Annotated in this window: 18 protein-coding genes and 1 tRNA gene; 7 read left to right on the top strand and 12 right to left on the bottom strand. The window is 65.5% G+C overall.

From position 1 onward, the window contains the following. Window positions 1-242 precede the first annotated feature (242 nt). The 4 genes from GAK28_RS01850 to GAK28_RS01865 are packed head-to-tail and all read left to right on the top strand — an operon-like array spanning window position 243 to window position 2,405. Complete coding sequence (locus GAK28_RS01850; RefSeq protein ID WP_291774239.1) at window positions 243-767, top strand: tail fiber protein; 525 nt, start codon at window positions 243-245, stop codon at window positions 765-767. A 14-nt stretch (window positions 768-781) separates the two neighbouring features. Then, window positions 782-1,312 (top strand): tail fiber protein, encoded by a 531-nt coding sequence (locus GAK28_RS01855; RefSeq protein WP_291774242.1) that lies wholly within the window; start codon window positions 782-784, stop codon window positions 1,310-1,312. Between the two features lie 32 nt (window positions 1,313-1,344). Next, window positions 1,345-1,881: a tail fiber protein gene (locus GAK28_RS01860; protein WP_291774244.1), complete on the top strand. Its 537-nt coding sequence runs from the start codon at window positions 1,345-1,347 to the stop codon at window positions 1,879-1,881. Beyond that, window positions 1,881-2,405 (top strand): GNAT family N-acetyltransferase, encoded by a 525-nt coding sequence (locus GAK28_RS01865; RefSeq protein ID WP_291774247.1) that lies wholly within the window; start codon window positions 1,881-1,883, stop codon window positions 2,403-2,405. Before GAK28_RS01860 ends, GAK28_RS01865 begins: the two co-directional genes overlap by 1 nt. Here the strand turns inward: GAK28_RS01865 and GAK28_RS01870 are convergent. The 10 genes from GAK28_RS01870 to GAK28_RS01915 form a co-directional block, all read right to left on the bottom strand. Further along, window positions 2,398-2,691: a hypothetical protein gene (locus GAK28_RS01870; RefSeq protein ID WP_291774250.1), complete on the bottom strand. Its 294-nt coding sequence runs from the start codon at window positions 2,689-2,691 to the stop codon at window positions 2,398-2,400. The genes GAK28_RS01865 and GAK28_RS01870 overlap by 8 nt on opposite strands. A gap of 57 nt (window positions 2,692-2,748) precedes the next feature. Beyond that, complete coding sequence (locus tag GAK28_RS01875) at window positions 2,749-3,621, bottom strand: LysR family transcriptional regulator (RefSeq protein WP_291774252.1); 873 nt, start codon at window positions 3,619-3,621, stop codon at window positions 2,749-2,751. Window positions 3,622-3,927: 306 nt separating this feature from the next. Further along, complete coding sequence (gene ychF, locus GAK28_RS01880; RefSeq protein WP_291774254.1) at window positions 3,928-5,019, bottom strand: redox-regulated ATPase YchF; 1,092 nt, start codon at window positions 5,017-5,019, stop codon at window positions 3,928-3,930. A gap of 87 nt (window positions 5,020-5,106) precedes the next feature. Beyond that, window positions 5,107-5,685: an aminoacyl-tRNA hydrolase gene (gene pth, locus GAK28_RS01885; RefSeq protein WP_291774256.1), complete on the bottom strand. Its 579-nt coding sequence runs from the start codon at window positions 5,683-5,685 to the stop codon at window positions 5,107-5,109. A gap of 45 nt (window positions 5,686-5,730) precedes the next feature. Beyond that, window positions 5,731-6,366: a 50S ribosomal protein L25/general stress protein Ctc gene (locus GAK28_RS01890; RefSeq protein WP_291774258.1), complete on the bottom strand. Its 636-nt coding sequence runs from the start codon at window positions 6,364-6,366 to the stop codon at window positions 5,731-5,733. An 81-nt stretch (window positions 6,367-6,447) separates the two neighbouring features. Continuing rightward, the gene (locus tag GAK28_RS01895; protein ID WP_291774497.1) at window positions 6,448-7,386 is read right to left on the bottom strand and encodes a ribose-phosphate diphosphokinase; all 939 of its coding nucleotides are present in this window, start codon (window positions 7,384-7,386) and stop codon (window positions 6,448-6,450) included. Window positions 7,387-7,455: 69 nt separating this feature from the next. Beyond that, window positions 7,456-7,532 (bottom strand) — tRNA-Gln (locus tag GAK28_RS01900). Between the two features lie 64 nt (window positions 7,533-7,596). After that, window positions 7,597-8,985 (bottom strand): 4-(cytidine 5'-diphospho)-2-C-methyl-D-erythritol kinase, encoded by a 1,389-nt coding sequence (gene ispE, locus GAK28_RS01905; RefSeq protein WP_291774260.1) that lies wholly within the window; start codon window positions 8,983-8,985, stop codon window positions 7,597-7,599. 130 nt (window positions 8,986-9,115) lie between these two features. After that, the gene (gene lolB / locus GAK28_RS01910; RefSeq protein WP_291774264.1) at window positions 9,116-9,736 is read right to left on the bottom strand and encodes a lipoprotein insertase outer membrane protein LolB; all 621 of its coding nucleotides are present in this window, start codon (window positions 9,734-9,736) and stop codon (window positions 9,116-9,118) included. 83 nt (window positions 9,737-9,819) lie between these two features. Continuing rightward, window positions 9,820-11,436: a tetratricopeptide repeat protein gene (locus GAK28_RS01915; protein ID WP_291774267.1), complete on the bottom strand. Its 1,617-nt coding sequence runs from the start codon at window positions 11,434-11,436 to the stop codon at window positions 9,820-9,822. A gap of 236 nt (window positions 11,437-11,672) precedes the next feature. On the opposite strand from GAK28_RS01915, the gene hemA reads away from it, so the two are divergent. The 3 genes from hemA (at window position 11,673) to ppk2 (ending at window position 14,930) form a co-directional block, all read left to right on the top strand. Beyond that, complete coding sequence (gene hemA / locus GAK28_RS01920) at window positions 11,673-12,944, top strand: glutamyl-tRNA reductase (protein ID WP_291774270.1); 1,272 nt, start codon at window positions 11,673-11,675, stop codon at window positions 12,942-12,944. Between the two features lie 31 nt (window positions 12,945-12,975). After that, a complete protein-coding gene (prfA, locus tag GAK28_RS01925; protein WP_291774271.1) occupies window positions 12,976-14,058 on the top strand; it encodes a peptide chain release factor 1 in 1,083 nt (360 codons plus the stop codon). Window positions 14,059-14,156: 98 nt separating this feature from the next. After that, window positions 14,157-14,930, top strand: a complete 774-nt coding sequence (ppk2, locus tag GAK28_RS01930; protein WP_291774274.1) for a polyphosphate kinase 2 — start codon at window positions 14,157-14,159, stop codon at window positions 14,928-14,930. On the opposite strand, the gene GAK28_RS01935 is transcribed toward ppk2, so the two are convergent. Next, window positions 14,924-15,781 carry a cytochrome c oxidase assembly protein gene (locus GAK28_RS01935; RefSeq protein WP_291774278.1) on the bottom strand — a complete coding sequence of 286 codons (858 nt, stop codon included), beginning with the start codon at window positions 15,779-15,781 and terminating at the stop codon, window positions 14,924-14,926. The two genes, ppk2 and GAK28_RS01935, sit on opposite strands and share 7 nt — an antisense overlap. Before the next feature lie 2 nt (window positions 15,782-15,783). Continuing rightward, window positions 15,784-17,634: a Gldg family protein gene (locus GAK28_RS01940; protein ID WP_291774283.1), complete on the bottom strand. Its 1,851-nt coding sequence runs from the start codon at window positions 17,632-17,634 to the stop codon at window positions 15,784-15,786. Window position 17,635: the final 1 nt, after the last annotated feature.

Raw genomic sequence — 17,635 nt, forward strand, 5'->3', positions numbered from 1 at the left:
GGGGCTTTTACGCATATGCCGCATACGACAGCCGTATTCGGCAATATCGACATGCGACACACGGGCCGCCAACCGTATTGGACCAAGCCAAAGCCCGGGCAGGTATCACCGATTTCGGGGGTATACGCCATCCGCGGACCGGCAGAGCATGCGATCCACGCCGACACTTGCACTTGTCCGAAAGGGCAGGCGAGAGTCTGTCGCACGTCCAGCCCGCCCACGCTGCTCAAAGGGGAGAACTAATGAGCGAGCCCTTCGTTGGCCAGATCATGATGGCCGGTTTCAACTTCGCGCCGAGAGGCTACGCGCTGTGCAATGGACAGACGATGTCCATCCAGCAGAACCAGGCGCTATTCGCGCTGCTGGGAACCCAGTTCGGAGGCAACGGCACCACCAATTTCGTACTTCCCGACCTGAGGGGACGCGCGCCGCTCGGCATGGGACAGCTCACCGGCGGCACGAATTATCCGCTGGCAGGCTTCGGAGGGGCCGAAAACGTCACGATCGGCATGGCGGAAACCCCGACCCATACGCATACGCTGCGGGCGACCACGCAACAGCCCGCGGTCAAGAATCCAACGGGCGGATACCTGACCAAGAACCCGACCGAAAATCTTTACGCGGCACCTGGCGGCGCGACGGCCGTGCTCGCACCCGGATCGATCGGCCTTTCCCCCCCTGGCGGCCAACCCCACACGAACATGCAGCCGTTTCGCACGATCAATTTTGCGATTGCGTTGACCGGCATCTTTCCGCCGCGCCCCTGATCAGGAGACGAATGATGAGCGACCAGTACGTCGGTGAAATCCGTCTCTACGCTTTCTACAAAATCCCCATTGGCTGGCTGGCTTGCGATGGCAGCCTCAAGTCGATCGCGCAGTACCAGACCTTGTATACGTTGATCGGCACCACCTACGGCGGCGATGGCGTGAATACCTTCGGTGTGCCCGATCTCCGCGGCCAGGTCCCTATCCACCAGGGCACGGGCAACGGCCTCAGCCCTCATCCCCTTGGCTCCACCGGCGGCACGGAAAACGTGACGCTGACCAGTGGCCAGATTCCACAGCACTCCCATACGCTCAATGCCTTGACCGGAGCGTCGACATCGCAATCGCCCGGCGCAGGCTTCATGCCAGCCACGATCGGTAATGACGACACCTTCTACGTCGACGTCGCCGGCGCGACGGCCATATCGATGAATACGCACTGCGTCGATTCCGTGGGAGGCAACCAGCCGCATGCCAACCTGATGCCGACGCTGACGGCCAACTTCTGCATCTGTGCGCAAGGCATCTTCCCTAGCCAGCAGTAACCCATCGGCCCCGTATCCAGAGAGACTCCATCATGGCAGACCCCTATATCGGTGAGATCCGACTGTTCGGATTCAATTTTGCCCCCCAGGGATGGCTCCTATGCAACGGCGCGTTGCTACAGGTCCGCCAGTATGCGGCCCTCTACTCCCTGCTCGGCGTGAACTATGGCGGCGACGGCGTCAACACGTTCGGTATTCCTGACTTTCGGGGGCGCGTACCGGTCAACCAGGGCACGGCCCCCGGCCTGACGCCGCGCACGATCGGCCAGTCGTTCGGCACGGAAGGCGTCACGCTGGCCACCCAGCAGATACCGTCTCACACACATCAGTTCACGGTCTACCAGCAGGCCACGACCGCCAAACGCCACGCCCAGCCGCAAGCAGGCTATGGCATGGGCACGTCGACCAAGGACGGCAGCTTCTTCACAAACCCCCAGCCGGTGGATAGCCAGCTCAGCCTGACGACGATCGGCATGTATGGCGGCGGCTTGGCGCACGAAAATCGTCAACCCTACCTGGCATTGAACTTCTGCATTTGCGTTCAAGGCGACTTCCCGCCGTTCGACTGATGCCGACCTTGCGCCCCTTTCCCATCCGCAAGACCCTTTACGAGGATATCGGAGGGACTGGTTTTCACCTGAGGGCCGCAGGAACGGACGATCTTCCGTTCCTGCGGCAGCTCTACGCTCACTCGCGCGCCGAAGAAATGAAGGGCGTACCCTGGCCCGAAGCAGCGAAGCATCGTTTTCTGGACTCGCAGTTCGAACTGCAGCACACGCACTATCTCTCGCATTATCCGGACGCGGATTTCTTCATCCTGGAGCGCGACGGCCATCCCATGGGCCGCCTGTACGTCGACGATCGTGACGGCAACCTCCACGTCATCGACATCAGCCTGTTGGTGTCCATGCAAGGAAAAGGCATCGGAACCGACGTGCTCGCCTCATTGCAGGCGACGGCGGTTAGCCGCGGATTCGGCGTAACCCTGCATGTAAGCCGATTCAATCCCCGCGCTCAGGCGCTCTACGAGCGTCTGGGTTTCATGGTCACCGGGACCAGCGACACGCATACCGCCATGCGCTGGATCAGTTGAATACGGCCTGATAGAGAAACCCGTCGCGATCCCGGGCCACCGGCACAAGAAAGATGCCGACCTCGCCCATCGATGCGTTCGTCATCGCATAAATGCGCTGCGGAAAGACCACAGCTGCCTCATTACGGAACAAGAGGGCGAACGGTTCACGCACACCGTCCGGCACGGCGTGCGCCGGCATCGGCAACACTTCGAGCAACGTAAAGACGACGCTATGGCCATCGACATCCACCGAGAACGCCTCATTGACGCGACCGGAAAAATGCGAAATCTGAAGAAATTCCATGGATGCGCCCCCTGACGTATCTTGCAGCATGCATGCGAAAAACCCTTATTTCAAGGATTAGAACGCATCTTCCATGCACGTATCGCGATGTACTTCCATCAGGCGCTCCGCATGACGCGTCAACTGCCCGATTCGCCATAGAAAATGGATTTCAGTCCGGCCAACGTCACCCAGCGCATGCGCTCGCACATGCGCGTGGGCGGCCAACGTCGGAAGCACGGAACGCGGAATCCACGCAGCCCCCATGCCCGCGACCACGCGGGAGAGCATCGCGTGGTACGACTCGACTTCTACGACGGGAAGCAGCTGACGACCTGCCGCTTCGAGCCATGCATCGATACGATAGCGAAACGAGCCATCGTGACGAGACCCGAACAGTTGCATACCACGCAGATCGCGAGGCGATTCCACGACGGGATGGCCGAACTCCGTAACCAGGAGCATGTCGTCGGTATAAGCCAGCCGGCTCTCCAGCGCCGCCGTGCTCACGGGGCCATCCACAAGAGCGATATCCAGCACACCGTCCGCCACCTGCTCGACAAGCACCTCGGACGCCTCGCTGCGCACATCCAGCGTCACCGCCCGATGCCGTGAACGGTACCGAGCAATGAGACGGGGCAGAAATCCGACCTGCGTGACCCCAAGGGCACCCAGGACAAGATGCCCTTCGGCGTCCTCCTCACGCATGAAGGCGCGGGTGCCATCGGCCAGCCCGACCAAGCGCTGGGCGTGCTCCAGCAGCTTGCGGCCCTCATGCGAGAGGCTCATTTTCTGCCGTTCGCGAACGAACAGCTCGCAGCCCAGATCTTCCTCGAGCTGCTGGATCCTGACGGTGATACTCGACGGCACCCGGTTCAGGACCCGCGACGCCCCGATGACCGATCCGGTCTCGGCCACCGCGCAAAAGGCGCGGAGCTGGGATAGCTGCATACCGTCATTCTCCCCTTGAGAATACTTGAGTCGACAAAATTCGATTTCAAGAATACTTAATTTTTCCCATGGAGCGAGGTTTTTTCACGCATTGGCAGGCCATAAAGGAGGACCGGACAGGGACTCTCGTCCACGCTTGTCGCGACGAAACGCGTCTGTAGGAGCGCGCTTGCGCGCGATTCGCGGCAGCGGCAACCTGGCCCGCTGCCGCGGGTCGCGCGCAAGCGCGCTCCTACAAAGCGGTGGCGGATACGACAAGGCCGCGCAAATGCGCGGCCTTGGGGTACCAGCGAGCTTGCCAGCGGGTCAGACGTTGAAGCGGAAGTGCAGCACGTCGCCTTCCTTGACGATGTATTCCTTGCCTTCCAGGCGCAGGCGGCCGGCTTCCTTGGCGCCCTGCTCGCCCTTGAGCTTGATGTAGTCGTCGTAGGCGATGGTTTCGGCGCGGATGAAGCCTCGCTCGAAGTCGGTGTGGATGACACCGGCGGCCTGGGGGGCCGTGGAACCGGCGCGGAGCTGCCAGGCGCGGACTTCCTTCACGCCGGCGGTGAAGTAGGTCTGCAGGCCGAGCAGCTTGTAGCCGGCGCGGATCACGCGGTTGAGGCCCGGTTCTTCAAGACCGAGGTCCTTGAGGAATTCGTCGCGGTCGGCGTCTTCGAGCTGTGAGAGTTCTTCCTCGATGGCGGCGCACACCGGCACCACCTCGGCGCCCTCTTCCACTGCGCGGGCGCGCACGGCATCCAAATGCGGGTTGTTCTCGAAGCCGTCTTCCGCCACGTTGGCGATGTACATCAGCGGCTTGAGCGTGATGAGGAACATGTCGCGGATGAGCGCCTTCTCGTCGGCGTCGAGGCCGGCGGTGCGCGCGGACTTGCCTTGGTCGAGCACCGCGGCGAGCTTCTCGAGCACCGGCTTGCGGGCGAGCGCGTCCTTGTCGTTGGCCTTGGCCGCGCGGGTGGCGCGATCAAGGGCCTTCAGCACGGACTCGAGATCGGCCAGCGCCAGCTCGGTGTCGATGGTCTCGATGTCGGCGATCGGGTCGACCTTGTTCGCCACGTGGATGACGTTGCCGTCTTCGAAGCAGCGCACCACGTGGGCGATGGCGTCCGTCTCGCGGATGTGCGCGAGGAACTTGTTGCCCAGGCCTTCGCCCTTCGACGCGCCGGCCACGAGGCCTGCGATGTCGACGAATTCCATGGTGGTGGGGATGATCTTCTCGGGCTTCACGATCGCCGCGAGTTCGTCCAGGCGCGGATCGGGCACGGGCACGATGCCGGTGTTCGGCTCGATCGTGCAGAACGGGAAGTTGGCCGCTGCGATGCCCGCCTTGGTCAGCGCGTTGAACAGGGTGGACTTGCCGACATTAGGCAGGCCGACGATGCCGCATTTGATACCCATGGGGCGATGCTCTCGATTCTTCGCAATAGTCGTTGGCTTACGGAGCGTGGCCCTGTAAGTCGGGCCGTCGGCCCTGTAACCCGGCCGCTAGGCGGCCGTATGCAGTCTTTTCATGGCTTCCTCGAACTTGCCCGACAGCGCCAAAGGCAGCACGTCGAAGGCACGTCCGATACCGATCATGATGGCGTCCTCGTCGGCTGCGCTCGGGCGACCGAGCACCCACGGGGAGACCTTGTCCTTGTGCCCCGGGTGGCCGATGCCGACCCGCAGGCGATGGAATTTGCCGTGGCCCAGGTGGGCCATGATGTCGCGCAATCCGTTCTGGCCGCCGTGGCCGCCATCGAACTTCATGCGGACGGTGCCGGGCGAGAGGTCCAGTTCGTCGTGGGCGACGAGGCACTCTTCCGGCGCGATCTTGTAGTAGCGCAGCGCCGAGGCGACGGCGATGCCGCTCTTGTTCATGAACGTGGCCGGCTTCAGCAGCCAGACGTTCTCGCCGGCGATGCGCAGCTTGCAGGTTTCACCGTGCAACTTGCCATCGAAGGCCCAGCGTTCGCCCTGATCCATGGCCAGGGCATCGACACACCAGAACCCGGCATTGTGCCGGGTCCTGACGTATTCGGCCCCGGGGTTGCCGAGGCCGACGATGAGACGTATGGACGCCATGAGATGAAGCGGAAGCGGCCCGCGCCATGCGCGGGCCGCCGCCGATTACTTCTTCTCTTCGGCCGGAGCGTCGCCGCCTTCGGCGGCCGGATCGACTTCTTCCTGGATGGCGGCCACGGTCACGACGGCAACGTCGTGTTCCTTGCCCAGGCCCAGCTCAGGAATTTCCACACCGGCCGGCAGCTTGAGGTCGGACAGGTGGACGATGTCGCCAGCCTTCAGGTCGACGAGGTCGAGCGCGATGAACTCCGGGAGGTCCTTCGGCAGGCACGAGACGGTGATTTCCGTCAGGTTGTGCGAGATGACCAGACCGGCGGTCTTACCGGCCGGGCTCTTTTCCTGGTTCAGGAAGTGGACCGGCACGGCGACGCGAACGGCTTCGTTCTCGTTGATGCGCAGGAAGTCCATGTGCAGCATGAGCTGCTTGAACGGGTGCTTCTGCCAGTCCTTGATCAGGACCTTCTGCAGCTTGCCGTCGACGGTCAGGTCGATCACCGACGAGTAGAACGACTCAAAGCGCGAGCCGAGCAGGATGTCGTTGTGAAGGACCTGGATCGCCTGGGGGGCTTCGCCCGCACCGTAAACGATCGCCGGCACGTGGCCCGCAATACGAAGGCGGCGGCTCGCACCCTTCCCTTCGATCTTGCGGCTCGTGGCCGTGAGCTTGTGGTTGGTAGACATTGGTGTTGCCTCAAGTGAAACCGCCTCGCGGCGGCTTGTAAAGGACTCCCCCGCGACCAGGGGAGCCCGAAAAACGGTGGATCAGTCGATGTAGAGCGAGCTCACCGACTCGCCGAAGGCGATGCGGCGGATCGTCTCCGCGAGCAGTTCCGCGACCGACAACTGGCGAATTTTCGCACAGTTACGGGCGTTGTCGCGCAACGGCAGCGTATTGGTGACCACCAGCTGGTCGAGCTGGGAGTTCTCCAGGTTGGTGATCGCGGCGCCCGAGAGCACCGGATGCACGCAGTAGGCGACGACCTTGCGGGCGCCCTTTTCCTTCAGCGCGGCCGCCGCGGCGCACAGCGTGCCGGCGGTGTCCACGATGTCGTCCACGAGGACGCAGGTCTTGCCTTCCACGTCGCCGATGATGTTCATCACCGTCGCGACGTTCGCCCGGGGGCGGCGCTTGTCGATGATGGCCAGGTCGGCGTCGTCCAGGCGCTTGGCAAGTGCGCGGGCGCGCACCACGCCGCCCACGTCCGGGCTGACCACGATCAGGTCGTCCATGCTGTGGTGGCGCCAGATGTCGGCCAACAGCACCGGCGAGGCGTACACGTTGTCGACCGGGATGTCGAAGAAGCCCTGGATCTGGTCGGCGTGCAGATCGATCGTGAGCACGCGATCGGCGCCGGCCGTGGCGATCATCTTGGCGGCCAGCTTCGCCGTAATCGGCACGCGGGCCGAACGCGGGCGACGATCCTGGCGGGCGTAGCCGAAGTACGGCATCACCGCCGTGACGCTACCGGCCGAGGCGCGCTTGAGCGCGTCTACCAGCACCAGCAGGTCGAACAGGTTCTCCGCGCTGGGAGCGCCCGTCGGCTGGATGACGAAGACTTCCTGCTTGCGTACGTTTTCCTCGATCTCGATCTGCGCTTCGCCATCGCTGAAGCGACCCACAAGGGCCTTGCCCAGCGGGATGCCCAGGCGGGCGGCGACATCGTCGGCGAGCGCGCGGTGCGCGTTGCCGGTGAACAGCATCGGGGTGGACGTATCCACGGGGAACTCCTGGCGTGAGATGGGTTGGATCGGCTTTGCCACCGCGGACGGTGGCTGGGGCGGCAGGATTCGAACCTGCGTATGCGGGAATCAAAATCCCGTGCCTTAACCAGCTTGGCGACGCCCCAACAATTCTTCCGGCGAGCCGGCGGCCCACCATGGCTTGCCGCTGCCCGCGGCCCTTCCCGTCACTTACGTCACGATGTCCCCGGCGACGATCCGGCTCCGCGCGACCTGCAGCGGCGAAGGATCGACACCCGCCGCCACATGGGCCGTGAAGCCCTTGGGACAGCGCGAGGCGATAGCAAGCGCCGCCTCGTGGGTTCTCGTTTCCAAGAAAACGCAGCCGCCGCTACCGGACAGCCGGGCATGGCCGAAGCCCGCCAGCCAGTCCAGCGCTGTCGCCACCCGCGGGTGACGCGCACGGACCACGGGTTCGAAGGCGTTATCCGCCGTTTCCCCGGAAACAAAGGCCGAAATTGTCGCCCGAGGGGCGTTTCGTGTCAATTCGGGGTCAGCGAACAGGGCCGCCGTGGGCACGTGCTCATGGGGATCGAGCACCACGTACCAGCGACGCGGCAGGCGGATCGGACTGAGCGCCTCGCCCACCCCCTCGGCCCAGGCCGAGCGGCCGCGCACGAAGACCGGCACGTCCGCCCCCAGGCGCAGGCCCAATTCGGCCAGGGCGTCCTCATCGAGCCCGGTACCCCACAGGGCGTTCAGGCCAACCAGGACCGTCGCGGCGTCCGAACTGCCCCCCCCCAGGCCGCCCCCCATGGGGATGCGCTTGACCACACCGATCTCGGCGCCCAGGCGGGTGCCCGTGGTCTCCGCCAGCAGGCGGGCGGCCCGAACGGTAAGGTCGGTGTCCTCGGGAACGCCGGGGATGGCGACAGGGCGGGTGATCGTGCCGTCGTCGCGGATGCGAAGACGGACTTCGTCGCCCCAGTCCAGCAGGCGGAAGACGGTCTGGAGTTCGTGGTAGCCGTTGGGCAGGCGCCCCACGATGCGCAGGAACAGGTTCAGCTTGGCCGGCGCGGGCCAGACGGTCCAGTCGCCGCGCGCCAGGGGCGTCAGCTGACGACTCATGAAGACGCGCAGATGGTCGGGAAAGCCATTCTCGCGGTCGCGGGCCAGGGCGTCGGCGAATTCGGGCGCGTGCTTGTCCACCTCGACAAAGCCATGCTTGGCGTAGAACGGCGCGTTCCAAGGTACGTCGGCCAGCGTGCCCAGATCCACCTGCCGGTAGCCCGCCTCGCGGGCCCACGTGCAGGCGTGTTCGAGCAGGGCCGCGCCGATGCCCTTGCCTCCATGCGATGGCAGCACGTCGATCTCTGCGATGCCGATCGCGTCCGTGCTGCTTTCGGTATCGAGGCAGACGAAGCCCACCACCTCGTCGTCGACCAGCGCCACCCAGACCAGTCCCCGCGTGATCAGGTCATGGACCACATCGGACGGCAAGGAGACCGCCGAATAGGCCGGCCAGGCTTCATGACCGCGAAAAAGCTCAACGGCGGCCCGCTCGATCGCGCAGATACGCTCGACGTCGTCGGCATGGGCGCGGGCGATGGTGAAGTGCATGGCGTCTCCAGGCCGCATAAACCCGGCATTGTAGGAGCGCGCTTGCGCACGATGCCAGGCTGGGATGTCACGTTGTCGCTAGCCTCTATCGCGCGCAAGCGCGCTCCTACAGACCTATGCAAGCCCGCTTCTAGGGGCCGAGTTTCCAGTCTTCGATGGAGAGGCGGACCTTGAAGGGGGCTTTTTCTGCAAAGACCTTGGTCGGCATCGCGGGCTGGCGAGTGGCGTCCCACTGTTTGTAGTCCACGGTCCAGCCATCCTGCACGAGGCGAGACGGCAGGCGGTCGGCGCCGAAGGCAATATCCGCCGGACCACCATCGGCGCGCAGGCCGAGCACCCAACGCTTCAATTCCACCATCGGGATCTGCCAGCCGACGGCCTTGGCCATCAGGGTCTCCGCATCGGGCCCCTGGCGGGGACCGCCGTCGAGGCCATCGAGCTGGGCGCCTTCCGGGCCGCCGGTCAGTCGAAAGCTGCGGCCGGTCACCGGCGCGCGGACAGTGAATTCGTAGCGATCGCCATCCTGTCGCCAGGTAAGGCTGCCCGAGCCTGAGTCGTTACCGTCGGAGACCGAGAGGCGGCCTTGCAGCGTCCAGTGATCGGTGTCGGCCAGGGCGCGTTCGCGCTCCTCCTGCATGCCCAGAGTGACGGCGTCGCCGGGCTGGTGGACGGCAGGCCGGGTGGTGGCGCAGGCGGCGAGGAGCACCGAAAGCAGCACCGAGGCGATGCGGAGAGGGCGAACAAAGGTCATGCGAATTCCAACGTGGATGACCCTGTAGGAGCGCGCTTGCGCGCGATCGCGCGCAAGCGCGCTCCTACAGAGCCCGTCCCCCCTCAGGGGCTGAGTTTCTTCTCGGTCTTCTGGAGCGAGGCGTTTTTCGGGTCGATACGGCGCACTTCGTTAAGCACCTTGCGGGCCTCGTCGTGCTCGCCGCGCGTCCACAGCACCTCGGCCAGATGGACACCAATGTCGGCGTCCTTGCGCTTGGACCAGGCACCACGCAGCGCCGACTCCGCCTGATCGAGCTGGCCCTGGCGAAACTTCAGCCAGCCCCAGGAATCGGCCACCGACGGATCGTCGGGGCGCGCGCTGCGCGCGGCCTCGATCAGCGACTGCGCCTCGCCCAGGTCGCGGTCGTTGTCGGCCAGCGTGTAGCCCAAAGCGTTGCTGGTCTCGATATCGCCCGGCTTGATCTCCAGCACCTTGCGGAAATCGGCCACAGCAAGGTCGATCTTGCCCGCCTCGGCGTAGGCCATGCCGCGACCGTAGAGGATCTCCGGATCGTCGGGCTTCACCCGCAGCGCCTTGTCGTAGGACGCCGCCGCCGCGGCGTAGTTGCCTGCGTCCATATACAGCTCCGCATCCAGCGCGAAGGCCTTGCGCAGCGCTTCAGGGCGGTCCGCGTAGGTCGTCTGCAAGTCGGCGACCACCTCGTGGGCGTCGTCATCCTTGCCTTGCTGATGCAGGATCACGGCGCTGCGCACCGAGGCATCGAAGGCGCGCGGATCGTCGTCCGCGACGGCGGCATACCAGTCGAGGGCGTCCTCTTTCTGATCGAGGATCTCGGCGAGCTGGCCGAGGGTGAAGGCGTTGTCGGCCTGCACGTCGTCGGACTGGCGACGAATCTCGTCATAGAGACGCTTCAGCCCCCCCTTGTCCGCGGCGCGCGCGGCGAGGGTCATGCGCATGGTGTAGGTGTCACTGTCTTGCGCACCGGACGAAAGCAGTTTCGCCGCGCCCTTCTCGTCGCCGCCCTGGGCAAGGATCGTGGCGTAGGCCATGCGCAGGCGGGTGTTCTTCGGCTCCTTCGCAACCGCCTTGGCGAACAGCTTCTTCGCCCCTTCGCGGTCGCCCGCCCGGTACTTCTGCTGCGCGGCCCAGGCCAGAGTCGAGCCATCGTGGAAACGTGCCTGGGCCATCTCGCCGATGCGCTGGGCGTACTCGTGCCGGCCGAAGCTTTCGCCCAGCTCGCTCATGGCCATCCAGGCGGCCGAGTCGTTGGGCAGCCGTTCCGGCGTGGCGATCCGCTCCAGCAGCTGGCCAGCCTGGGCCTGGTCGCGCCCCATCGCCAGGGTGCGGCCGAACTCGCGCCAGGCATCGTGGTCGCCGGTGGCGATCATGGCGTTGAGCTGACGCTCCGCTTCCGCCGTGTCGCCGCGGTCGAGAGCGATGCGGGCCCGACCCTCGGCCAGGTCGAGCGGCTTGGCGCCAAGGGCGGCCCAACGGTCGAGCGCCTTCACGGACGCCGCCTGGTCGTGGATGGCGAGCGCGAGCTCGGTGGCCCGGGCGGCCACATTGGCGTCGTCGCTGATCATGGCCGCGTTGCCGTAGGCCGTCGCAGCTGTCTTGAGATCGTTGTTGGCAATGGCGAAATCGCCCGCCATCAGCTGCGCCTGGAGATCGCGCTCGGGCGGCACGATGGCCACCTGCAGGCGGTCCAGGGGCTGCACGCCCGTCCGCACCGCCTTGGGGGCCTCCGGCCGGGTCCCCGTGGCAGCGCAGCCCGCCAGGGCCGCGGCCAACGCGGAAAGGGCCACAAAATGCCGCACTCGCTTGAACTTGGACCGACCGCTCAGCACACTAGTCTCCGTCGTTTTCCTCAGGCCCCGCCTACATGCGGATGCCTCGTGAGCGCACAATGCGCCCTTAGCTTAGCCGACGCCACCGACACCGAACCAAGCCCGTCATGCCACTCATCGCCCTCGGGCTCAATCACCTCACCGCGCCGGTCAGCCTGCGTGAGCAGGTGGCCTTCGACACCTCGGTGACGCCCGAGGCGTTGGGCGATCTCACCCGCCAGCCGGGCGTGGAAGAGGCGATGATCCTCTCCACCTGCAACCGTACCGAGTTGTACGTGAGCGTGACCGAAGGCTTCGAAGGCGTGCCGGGCCAATGGCTGTCGCATCAGCACCGGTTGACCCCGCAACGGCTCGATGAGTTCCTCTACCGGCACGACGAGCAGGACGCCGTGCGTCACATGTTCCGCGTAGCGACCGGGCTGGACTCGATGGTGCTTGGCGAACCGCAGATCCTCGGCCAGGTGAAGGACGCCTACCAGCAGGCGCGCAGCGCGCAGACCCTGAAAGCCCCGATGGAGCGCCTGCTCCAGCACACCTTCGCCGTGGCCAAGCGCGTACGCACGGATACCCGCATCGGTGCTCATACGGTTTCCGTCGCCTATACGGCGGTGCGCCTTGCCGAGCAGGTGTTCACCGACCTGCGCCAGGCCTGCGTGCTGCTGATCGGCGCGGGCGAGACGATCGAGCTGGCCGCGAAGCACCTGGCCGACAAGAAGGTCCGGCGGCTGATCGTCGCCAACCGCACGCTGGAGAACGCCCAGGAGCTGGCCGGTCGCCACGGCGCCTATGCCATCGCCCTGGCCGACCTGCCCCGCCACCTGGCGGAAGCGGACATCGTCATCAGCTCCACTGCCTCGCGCCTGCCCGTGGTGACGCGCGGCATGGTCGCCGATGCCATCGTCCAGCGCCGCCGGCGCCCGATGTTCATGGTGGACATCGCCGTGCCCCGCGACATCGAGGCCGAGGTCGCCCAGCTCGACGACGTATACCTTTACGGCATCGACGACCTGAAGCAGGTCATCGACGAGAACCGTCGCTCGCGCGAGCTGGCCGCCCGCGAGGCCGATGCCATCATCGACCTCCAGGTCGAGCGTTACATGGCCTGGCGTCGCGCCCTCACCCTGCGCAACCCGGCCGTCGACATGCGTACGGCCGCCGAAAGCCATCGCGACGAAGTGCTGGCCAAGGCCCAGGCCATGCTGGCCAAGGGGCGTCCGGCGGAGGAAGCCCTCGCCTTTCTCGCCAACACCCTCACCAACAAGCTCCTGCATACCCCCAGCGCCCGCCTCCGCGACGCCGCGCTGTCCGGCGATCTCGACCTGCTCCACGCCGCCGGCCGCCTTTATGGACTGGACCCGGACGATGAGGTTTCCGCATGATGTACGGCTACCGCCGAACCTCGTGCCCTGAATGACCCCGTCGATCCGCCGCAAACTCGAAGCCCTCGCCGAACGCCACGAAGAAGTGGGCCTGCTGCTGGCCCAGCCCGACGTGCTGTCCGACGGCCATCGCTTCCGCGAACTGTCGCGCGAGTACGCCCAGCTCGAACCGGTGACCCTCTCCCTCAAGGAGCACGATGCCGCCGAACGCGAGCTGGCCGACACGCGCGCCATGCTCGACGACCCGGATATGCGCGAGATGGCCGCGGACGACATCGATCGACTGGAAGCCCGGCTGGTCGAGCTGGACGGCGAGTTGCAGATCCTCCTGCTGCCAAAGGACCCGCGCGACGAGGGCAATCTGTTCCTGGAAGTACGCGCCGGCACGGGTGGCGACGAGGCGGCGATCTTCGCCGGCGACCTCTTCCGGATGTACGCGCGCTACGCCGAGCGCCAGCGCTGGCACGTCGAAATCCTCAACGCCAACGATGGCGAGCATGGTGGCTACAAGGAAATCGTCGCCCGCGTGGAGGGCCGCGGCGCCTATTCGCGGCTCAAGTTCGAATCGGGTACGCACCGCGTGCAGCGCGTGCCGGAGACCGAATCCCAGGGCCGCATCCACACCTCGGCCGCCACGGTGGCGATCCTGCCCGAGCAGGACGAGGTGGACGACATCGAGATCCGCGACGCCGACCTGAAGGTGGATACCTTCCGCGCTTCCGGTGCCGGTGGCCAGCATGTGAACAAGACCGACTCCGCCATCCGCATCACCCACCTGCCCACGGGCACCGTGGTGGAATGCCAGGACGAGCGCAGCCAGCACAAGAACCGCGCCCGGGCGATGAGCCTGCTCAAGGCCCGCCTGCTCGACGCCGAGCGCAGCAAGCAGAGTGCAGCGCAGGCCGAGTCCCGCCGGCTCCAGGTCGGCTCCGGCGACCGCAGCCAGCGCATCCGTACCTACAACTTCCCGCAGGGCCGGATCACCGACCACCGGATCAACCTCACTCTGTATCGCCTCACCGAGGTGATGCAGGGCGACCTGGACGAACTGGTCGACACCCTGACCCGCGAGCACCAGGCGGATGAGTTGCAGACGCTGACCGCGGGTAGCTGACGGCATCGCGCGCAAGCGCGCTCCTACGAGGGGTGAGCCCACGAACCGATGACGTCGGGTGTGGCATGGTGAGGGTGACCCACACAGGAACCCGTCACATGGGCAAGAAGAAGAAGGCCTACGATCACGCCCTCGAGGACCTCCAGATCGAACTGGTCGGCCTCACCCGCTGGCTGCGCAACACCGGCAAGCGCATGGTGGTGATCTTCGAAGGCCGTGACGCCGCCGGCAAGGGCGGCACCATCAAGGCCATCACCGACAAGCTCGACACCCGCGCCGCGCGCGTGGTCGCCCTGGGCAAACCCTCGCAGACCGAGGAAAGCCAGTGGTATTTCCAGCGCTACGTGCCGCACCTGCCCGCCGCCGGCGAGCTCGTGCTGTTCGACCGCAGCTGGTACAACCGTGCCGTGATCGAGCCCGCCATGGGCTTTTGCACGCCGGACCAGTACGAGGCCTTCATGAAGGCCTGCCCCGCCTTCGAGAAACTGCTTACCGACGACGGCATCCTGCTGTTCAAGTGCTACCTCACCGTCGACCAGGGCATCCAGGAAGAACGCTTCGCCGCACGTGCGGAGGATCCGCTCAAGCGCTGGAAGCTCTCACCCGTGGACCTCAAGGGTCGCGAGAAGTATGGCGAGATGAGCGACCTGCGCGACGCCATGATCGAGCGCACGCACAGCAAGCACGCGCCCTGGTTCATCGCCGACTACAACGACCAGAAGGTCGGCCGGCTGAACCTCATCCGCCACCTGCTCGACCAGTTGCCCGACACCCTGTGCCCGCAACCCGAGGTGGACCTGCCACCGCTGGACAGCAAACCCAAGCGCGACAAGGTGAAGGTCAAGGCGGTGAAGGTGCCGCAGGTCTACTGACGCGCGACCACCACGCGGCGGGGTGGCGGCCGCTTCGGCAACCGCCCCAGTCGCGACAGGCGTAGCCACTGGCGCATGGCCAGCAGGCCGCCCGCCGTCTCGATCATCGCCGCCGGCACCCACATGATGACGCCGCCGATCAGCTGGCCGGTCAGCACGTTCATGGTGAAGGCGCGCCCGCAGATTTCGAAGATCGGGTAGAGATCGGAACGTGAGAAGGTGACGATGGCACCGGCGACGATCTGCGGCGTCATCGTGATCGCCGGCGACAGCACGCGCCAGCCAGGCGACATGCGCCCCGGCGGCTTCGGGCGATGGTCGAGCACCAGCCACCAGTACGCCAGGCCAGACACGATCATCGACCAGTTCATCGCGCGATAGATGCGCCAGTCCAGCATCGCCAGCGTCTGCGCGTCGGGAATCAGCCAGACCAGGATCAACGCCACGAACGACAGCGTGACGAAGGCGGGATTCAGCAGGATGGCCGCCACGATGCGGATAGGCAGCGAACGCCCCATTCGACGCAGGCGGACGCGCAGCGGCAGGGGCAGCCCTGCACGCAGGACGGTGTCGGGATAGGCCGCCACGATGAACAGCGGCGCGAGATGATGCAACAGCACCTGCTGGATACGGTGCATGAAGAACTCATGCTCCGCGTAGTAATCGAAGTACGTGTGCAGCGAGACATAGACCATCGCCATGCCGATCCAGAACGCTGCCTGGCGTCCTGGAGACACACGCAGGCGACGCGAGCCGATGGCATACAGGATCGCGGCGACCAGGAAGCAGAGCAGGAACACCCAGGAGAACTCCCAGGGCACGATCCACTTCATGAGGCCGCTACCCGTCATCGCTATACCGTCCGCCGTCCGCGCCGGGAACGGCGCCAGCCGTAGATCAGGCCCGCGAGAGCGACCAGGCCCGGCACCAGCACGATATTGATGAACTTCAACCGTAGGCCCAATGCATCGATCTCGGCGTTGAGCTGGTGCTGCACGTCACGCAACTCCTTGCCGATGGCCAGCTTGCGGTGGAGGTACTGCTCGACCTCGCGGCGCTGTTCGGCCGTCGCCGTGGCACCGCCGCTGCCCTTGGCCGGCTGCAGTTCCACGAGGCGACGCTGGGTCTCGTACAGCTCGTTTTCCAACTCCCGTTTCTTGACCAGGAACTTCCGGTCAGCGGCGGCCTGCAAGGCCTTCACGCGAGTGAACGGCCGCTGCAGGTTCGCCCGACCACGGATCGACAGCAGCGCGCTCGAACCGCCGAGGTTGTCGACGATATTGGCGACCAGGTCGCCGTTGTTGGCGAATGGCGTCAACTGTTGTTGGCCGAGCAGCGGCTGCACGTCGATCCACAGGCGGTCGGACAACATATCGGTATCGCCCACCAGCACCACCTCGCCCGGCCCCTTGGCCTCGGACAAGTGGCCCGGTTCGTTGCGTTCGGGGAAGGCGGTACGGAAGGTGTCGCGAAGCCGTGCCGCGAGCACGTAGCGCTCGTGCGTGGGTTCGTAATTTTCCAGCAGTACCGACGGGTCGGCGGCGGCATCGCGAACCCGCTGGGACGGGACGACGGTGGCATCGTCGGAGGTCTGTACCAGGGGCAGCAGGCGTGCGTGCGTATCCTGGGCCAGTTCGAAGAAGCCCGCCGTGGACACGTTGACGCGCTGCAGGCTCGCCGTGACCACGTCGTCGTGGTTCAGGTCCTGCGCGCTCAGGCCGAGCATCGCGGGATGAATCACGTTGTTGCCGTTCAGTTCGATCGTAAGCGCCTGCGACCGGTCGAGCACCACCTTGGTCGGGTCGTAGACGACGCCCCATGTGGTGAACAGACGATGCAAGTCGGAATTGTGATCGTCGACGATGCCATGCGAATCCACCAGCGGCGCGTTGTCCATCTCCGAATCGGGGTCCACGAACACCACCAGCCTGCCGCCGCGCAGCACGAACTGGTCGATCGCGTACTGCGCGTCGTCCGAGAGCTTCTTCGGATGGATCAACAGCAGCACCTTGATACCCTCGTCGATGTGCTTCAGCGAGGAGGCATCGATCGAGGTCACGTCGGCGAGCTGGTCGAGCTGGCGCAGGACCGTCCACGCCTGTTCGCCGATCACGAGATTGCCCTCCACCGGAAGCGAACTGATCACCCCCAGGCGCGGCTTCTTCGGCATGCCCAGCTCGTAGAGCAGCTTCGCGATGTCGTACTCGACGAAGGCCTCGCGCGCCGGGTCGAAGAACGGGATCGATTGCGGCGGCACCTCGCCTTGCCCGCCCGTGCCGACCAGGCCGAAAAACACGCGTTCGCCATTGCTGCCGCCACTGGCCGGGGTCAGGCCATAGCTTTCCGCAGCATCCTCGTCATCGGAATACGGCACCGGATCGATCATCTTGAAGCGGATGCGGCCGTGCGCACGCACCGCCATCTCGCGCAGCATTTCCTGCACGCGCTGCTCGTAGCTGCGCAGCTGGGGCAAATCGCGGGTGGCATGCTCGGAGAAATACAAGGTGACAGTGACCGGCTGGGCCAGCTCGTCGACGATCTTCAGGGTGCCGGGCGTCAGCGTGTAGATACGGTCGGCCGTGAGGTCGACGCGCTCGGTGCGCAACGACAGCGAGCTGACACCAATGACCAGCAGGAACAACGCCGCAATGCCCAGCAGCGAAAGACGAAGGAGGAACGCGCGGGAGATACGAATCGGTGGCATG

The organism is Luteibacter sp. (assembly GCF_009912395.1).
GTDB lineage: Bacteria > Pseudomonadota > Gammaproteobacteria > Xanthomonadales > Rhodanobacteraceae > Luteibacter.

What these genes read in the sequence shown, in the direction of transcription:
- GAK28_RS01850 (WP_291774239.1), top strand. Translation starts at nt 243, where the DNA reads ATGAGCGAGCCCTTCGTTGGCCAGATCATGATGGCCGGTTTCAACTTC.
- GAK28_RS01855 (WP_291774242.1), top strand. Translation starts at nt 782, where the DNA reads ATGAGCGACCAGTACGTCGGTGAAATCCGTCTCTACGCTTTCTACAAA.
- GAK28_RS01860 (WP_291774244.1), top strand. Translation starts at nt 1,345, where the DNA reads ATGGCAGACCCCTATATCGGTGAGATCCGACTGTTCGGATTCAATTTT.
- GAK28_RS01865 (WP_291774247.1), top strand. Translation starts at nt 1,881, where the DNA reads ATGCCGACCTTGCGCCCCTTTCCCATCCGCAAGACCCTTTACGAGGAT.
- GAK28_RS01870 (WP_291774250.1), bottom strand. Translation starts at nt 2,691, where the DNA reads ATGGAATTTCTTCAGATTTCGCATTTTTCCGGTCGCGTCAATGAGGCG.
- GAK28_RS01875 (WP_291774252.1), bottom strand. Translation starts at nt 3,621, where the DNA reads ATGCAGCTATCCCAGCTCCGCGCCTTTTGCGCGGTGGCCGAGACCGGA.
- ychF (WP_291774254.1), bottom strand. Translation starts at nt 5,019, where the DNA reads ATGGGTATCAAATGCGGCATCGTCGGCCTGCCTAATGTCGGCAAGTCC.
- pth (WP_291774256.1), bottom strand. Translation starts at nt 5,685, where the DNA reads ATGGCGTCCATACGTCTCATCGTCGGCCTCGGCAACCCCGGGGCCGAA.
- GAK28_RS01890 (WP_291774258.1), bottom strand. Translation starts at nt 6,366, where the DNA reads ATGTCTACCAACCACAAGCTCACGGCCACGAGCCGCAAGATCGAAGGG.
- GAK28_RS01895 (WP_291774497.1), bottom strand. Translation starts at nt 7,386, where the DNA reads ATGCTGTTCACCGGCAACGCGCACCGCGCGCTCGCCGACGATGTCGCC.
- ispE (WP_291774260.1), bottom strand. Translation starts at nt 8,985, where the DNA reads ATGCACTTCACCATCGCCCGCGCCCATGCCGACGACGTCGAGCGTATC.
- lolB (WP_291774264.1), bottom strand. Translation starts at nt 9,736, where the DNA reads ATGACCTTTGTTCGCCCTCTCCGCATCGCCTCGGTGCTGCTTTCGGTG.
- hemA (WP_291774270.1), top strand. Translation starts at nt 11,673, where the DNA reads ATGCCACTCATCGCCCTCGGGCTCAATCACCTCACCGCGCCGGTCAGC.
- prfA (WP_291774271.1), top strand. Translation starts at nt 12,976, where the DNA reads ATGACCCCGTCGATCCGCCGCAAACTCGAAGCCCTCGCCGAACGCCAC.
- ppk2 (WP_291774274.1), top strand. Translation starts at nt 14,157, where the DNA reads ATGGGCAAGAAGAAGAAGGCCTACGATCACGCCCTCGAGGACCTCCAG.
- GAK28_RS01935 (WP_291774278.1), bottom strand. Translation starts at nt 15,781, where the DNA reads ATGACGGGTAGCGGCCTCATGAAGTGGATCGTGCCCTGGGAGTTCTCC.
- GAK28_RS01940 (WP_291774283.1), bottom strand. Translation starts at nt 17,634, where the DNA reads ATGCCACCGATTCGTATCTCCCGCGCGTTCCTCCTTCGTCTTTCGCTG.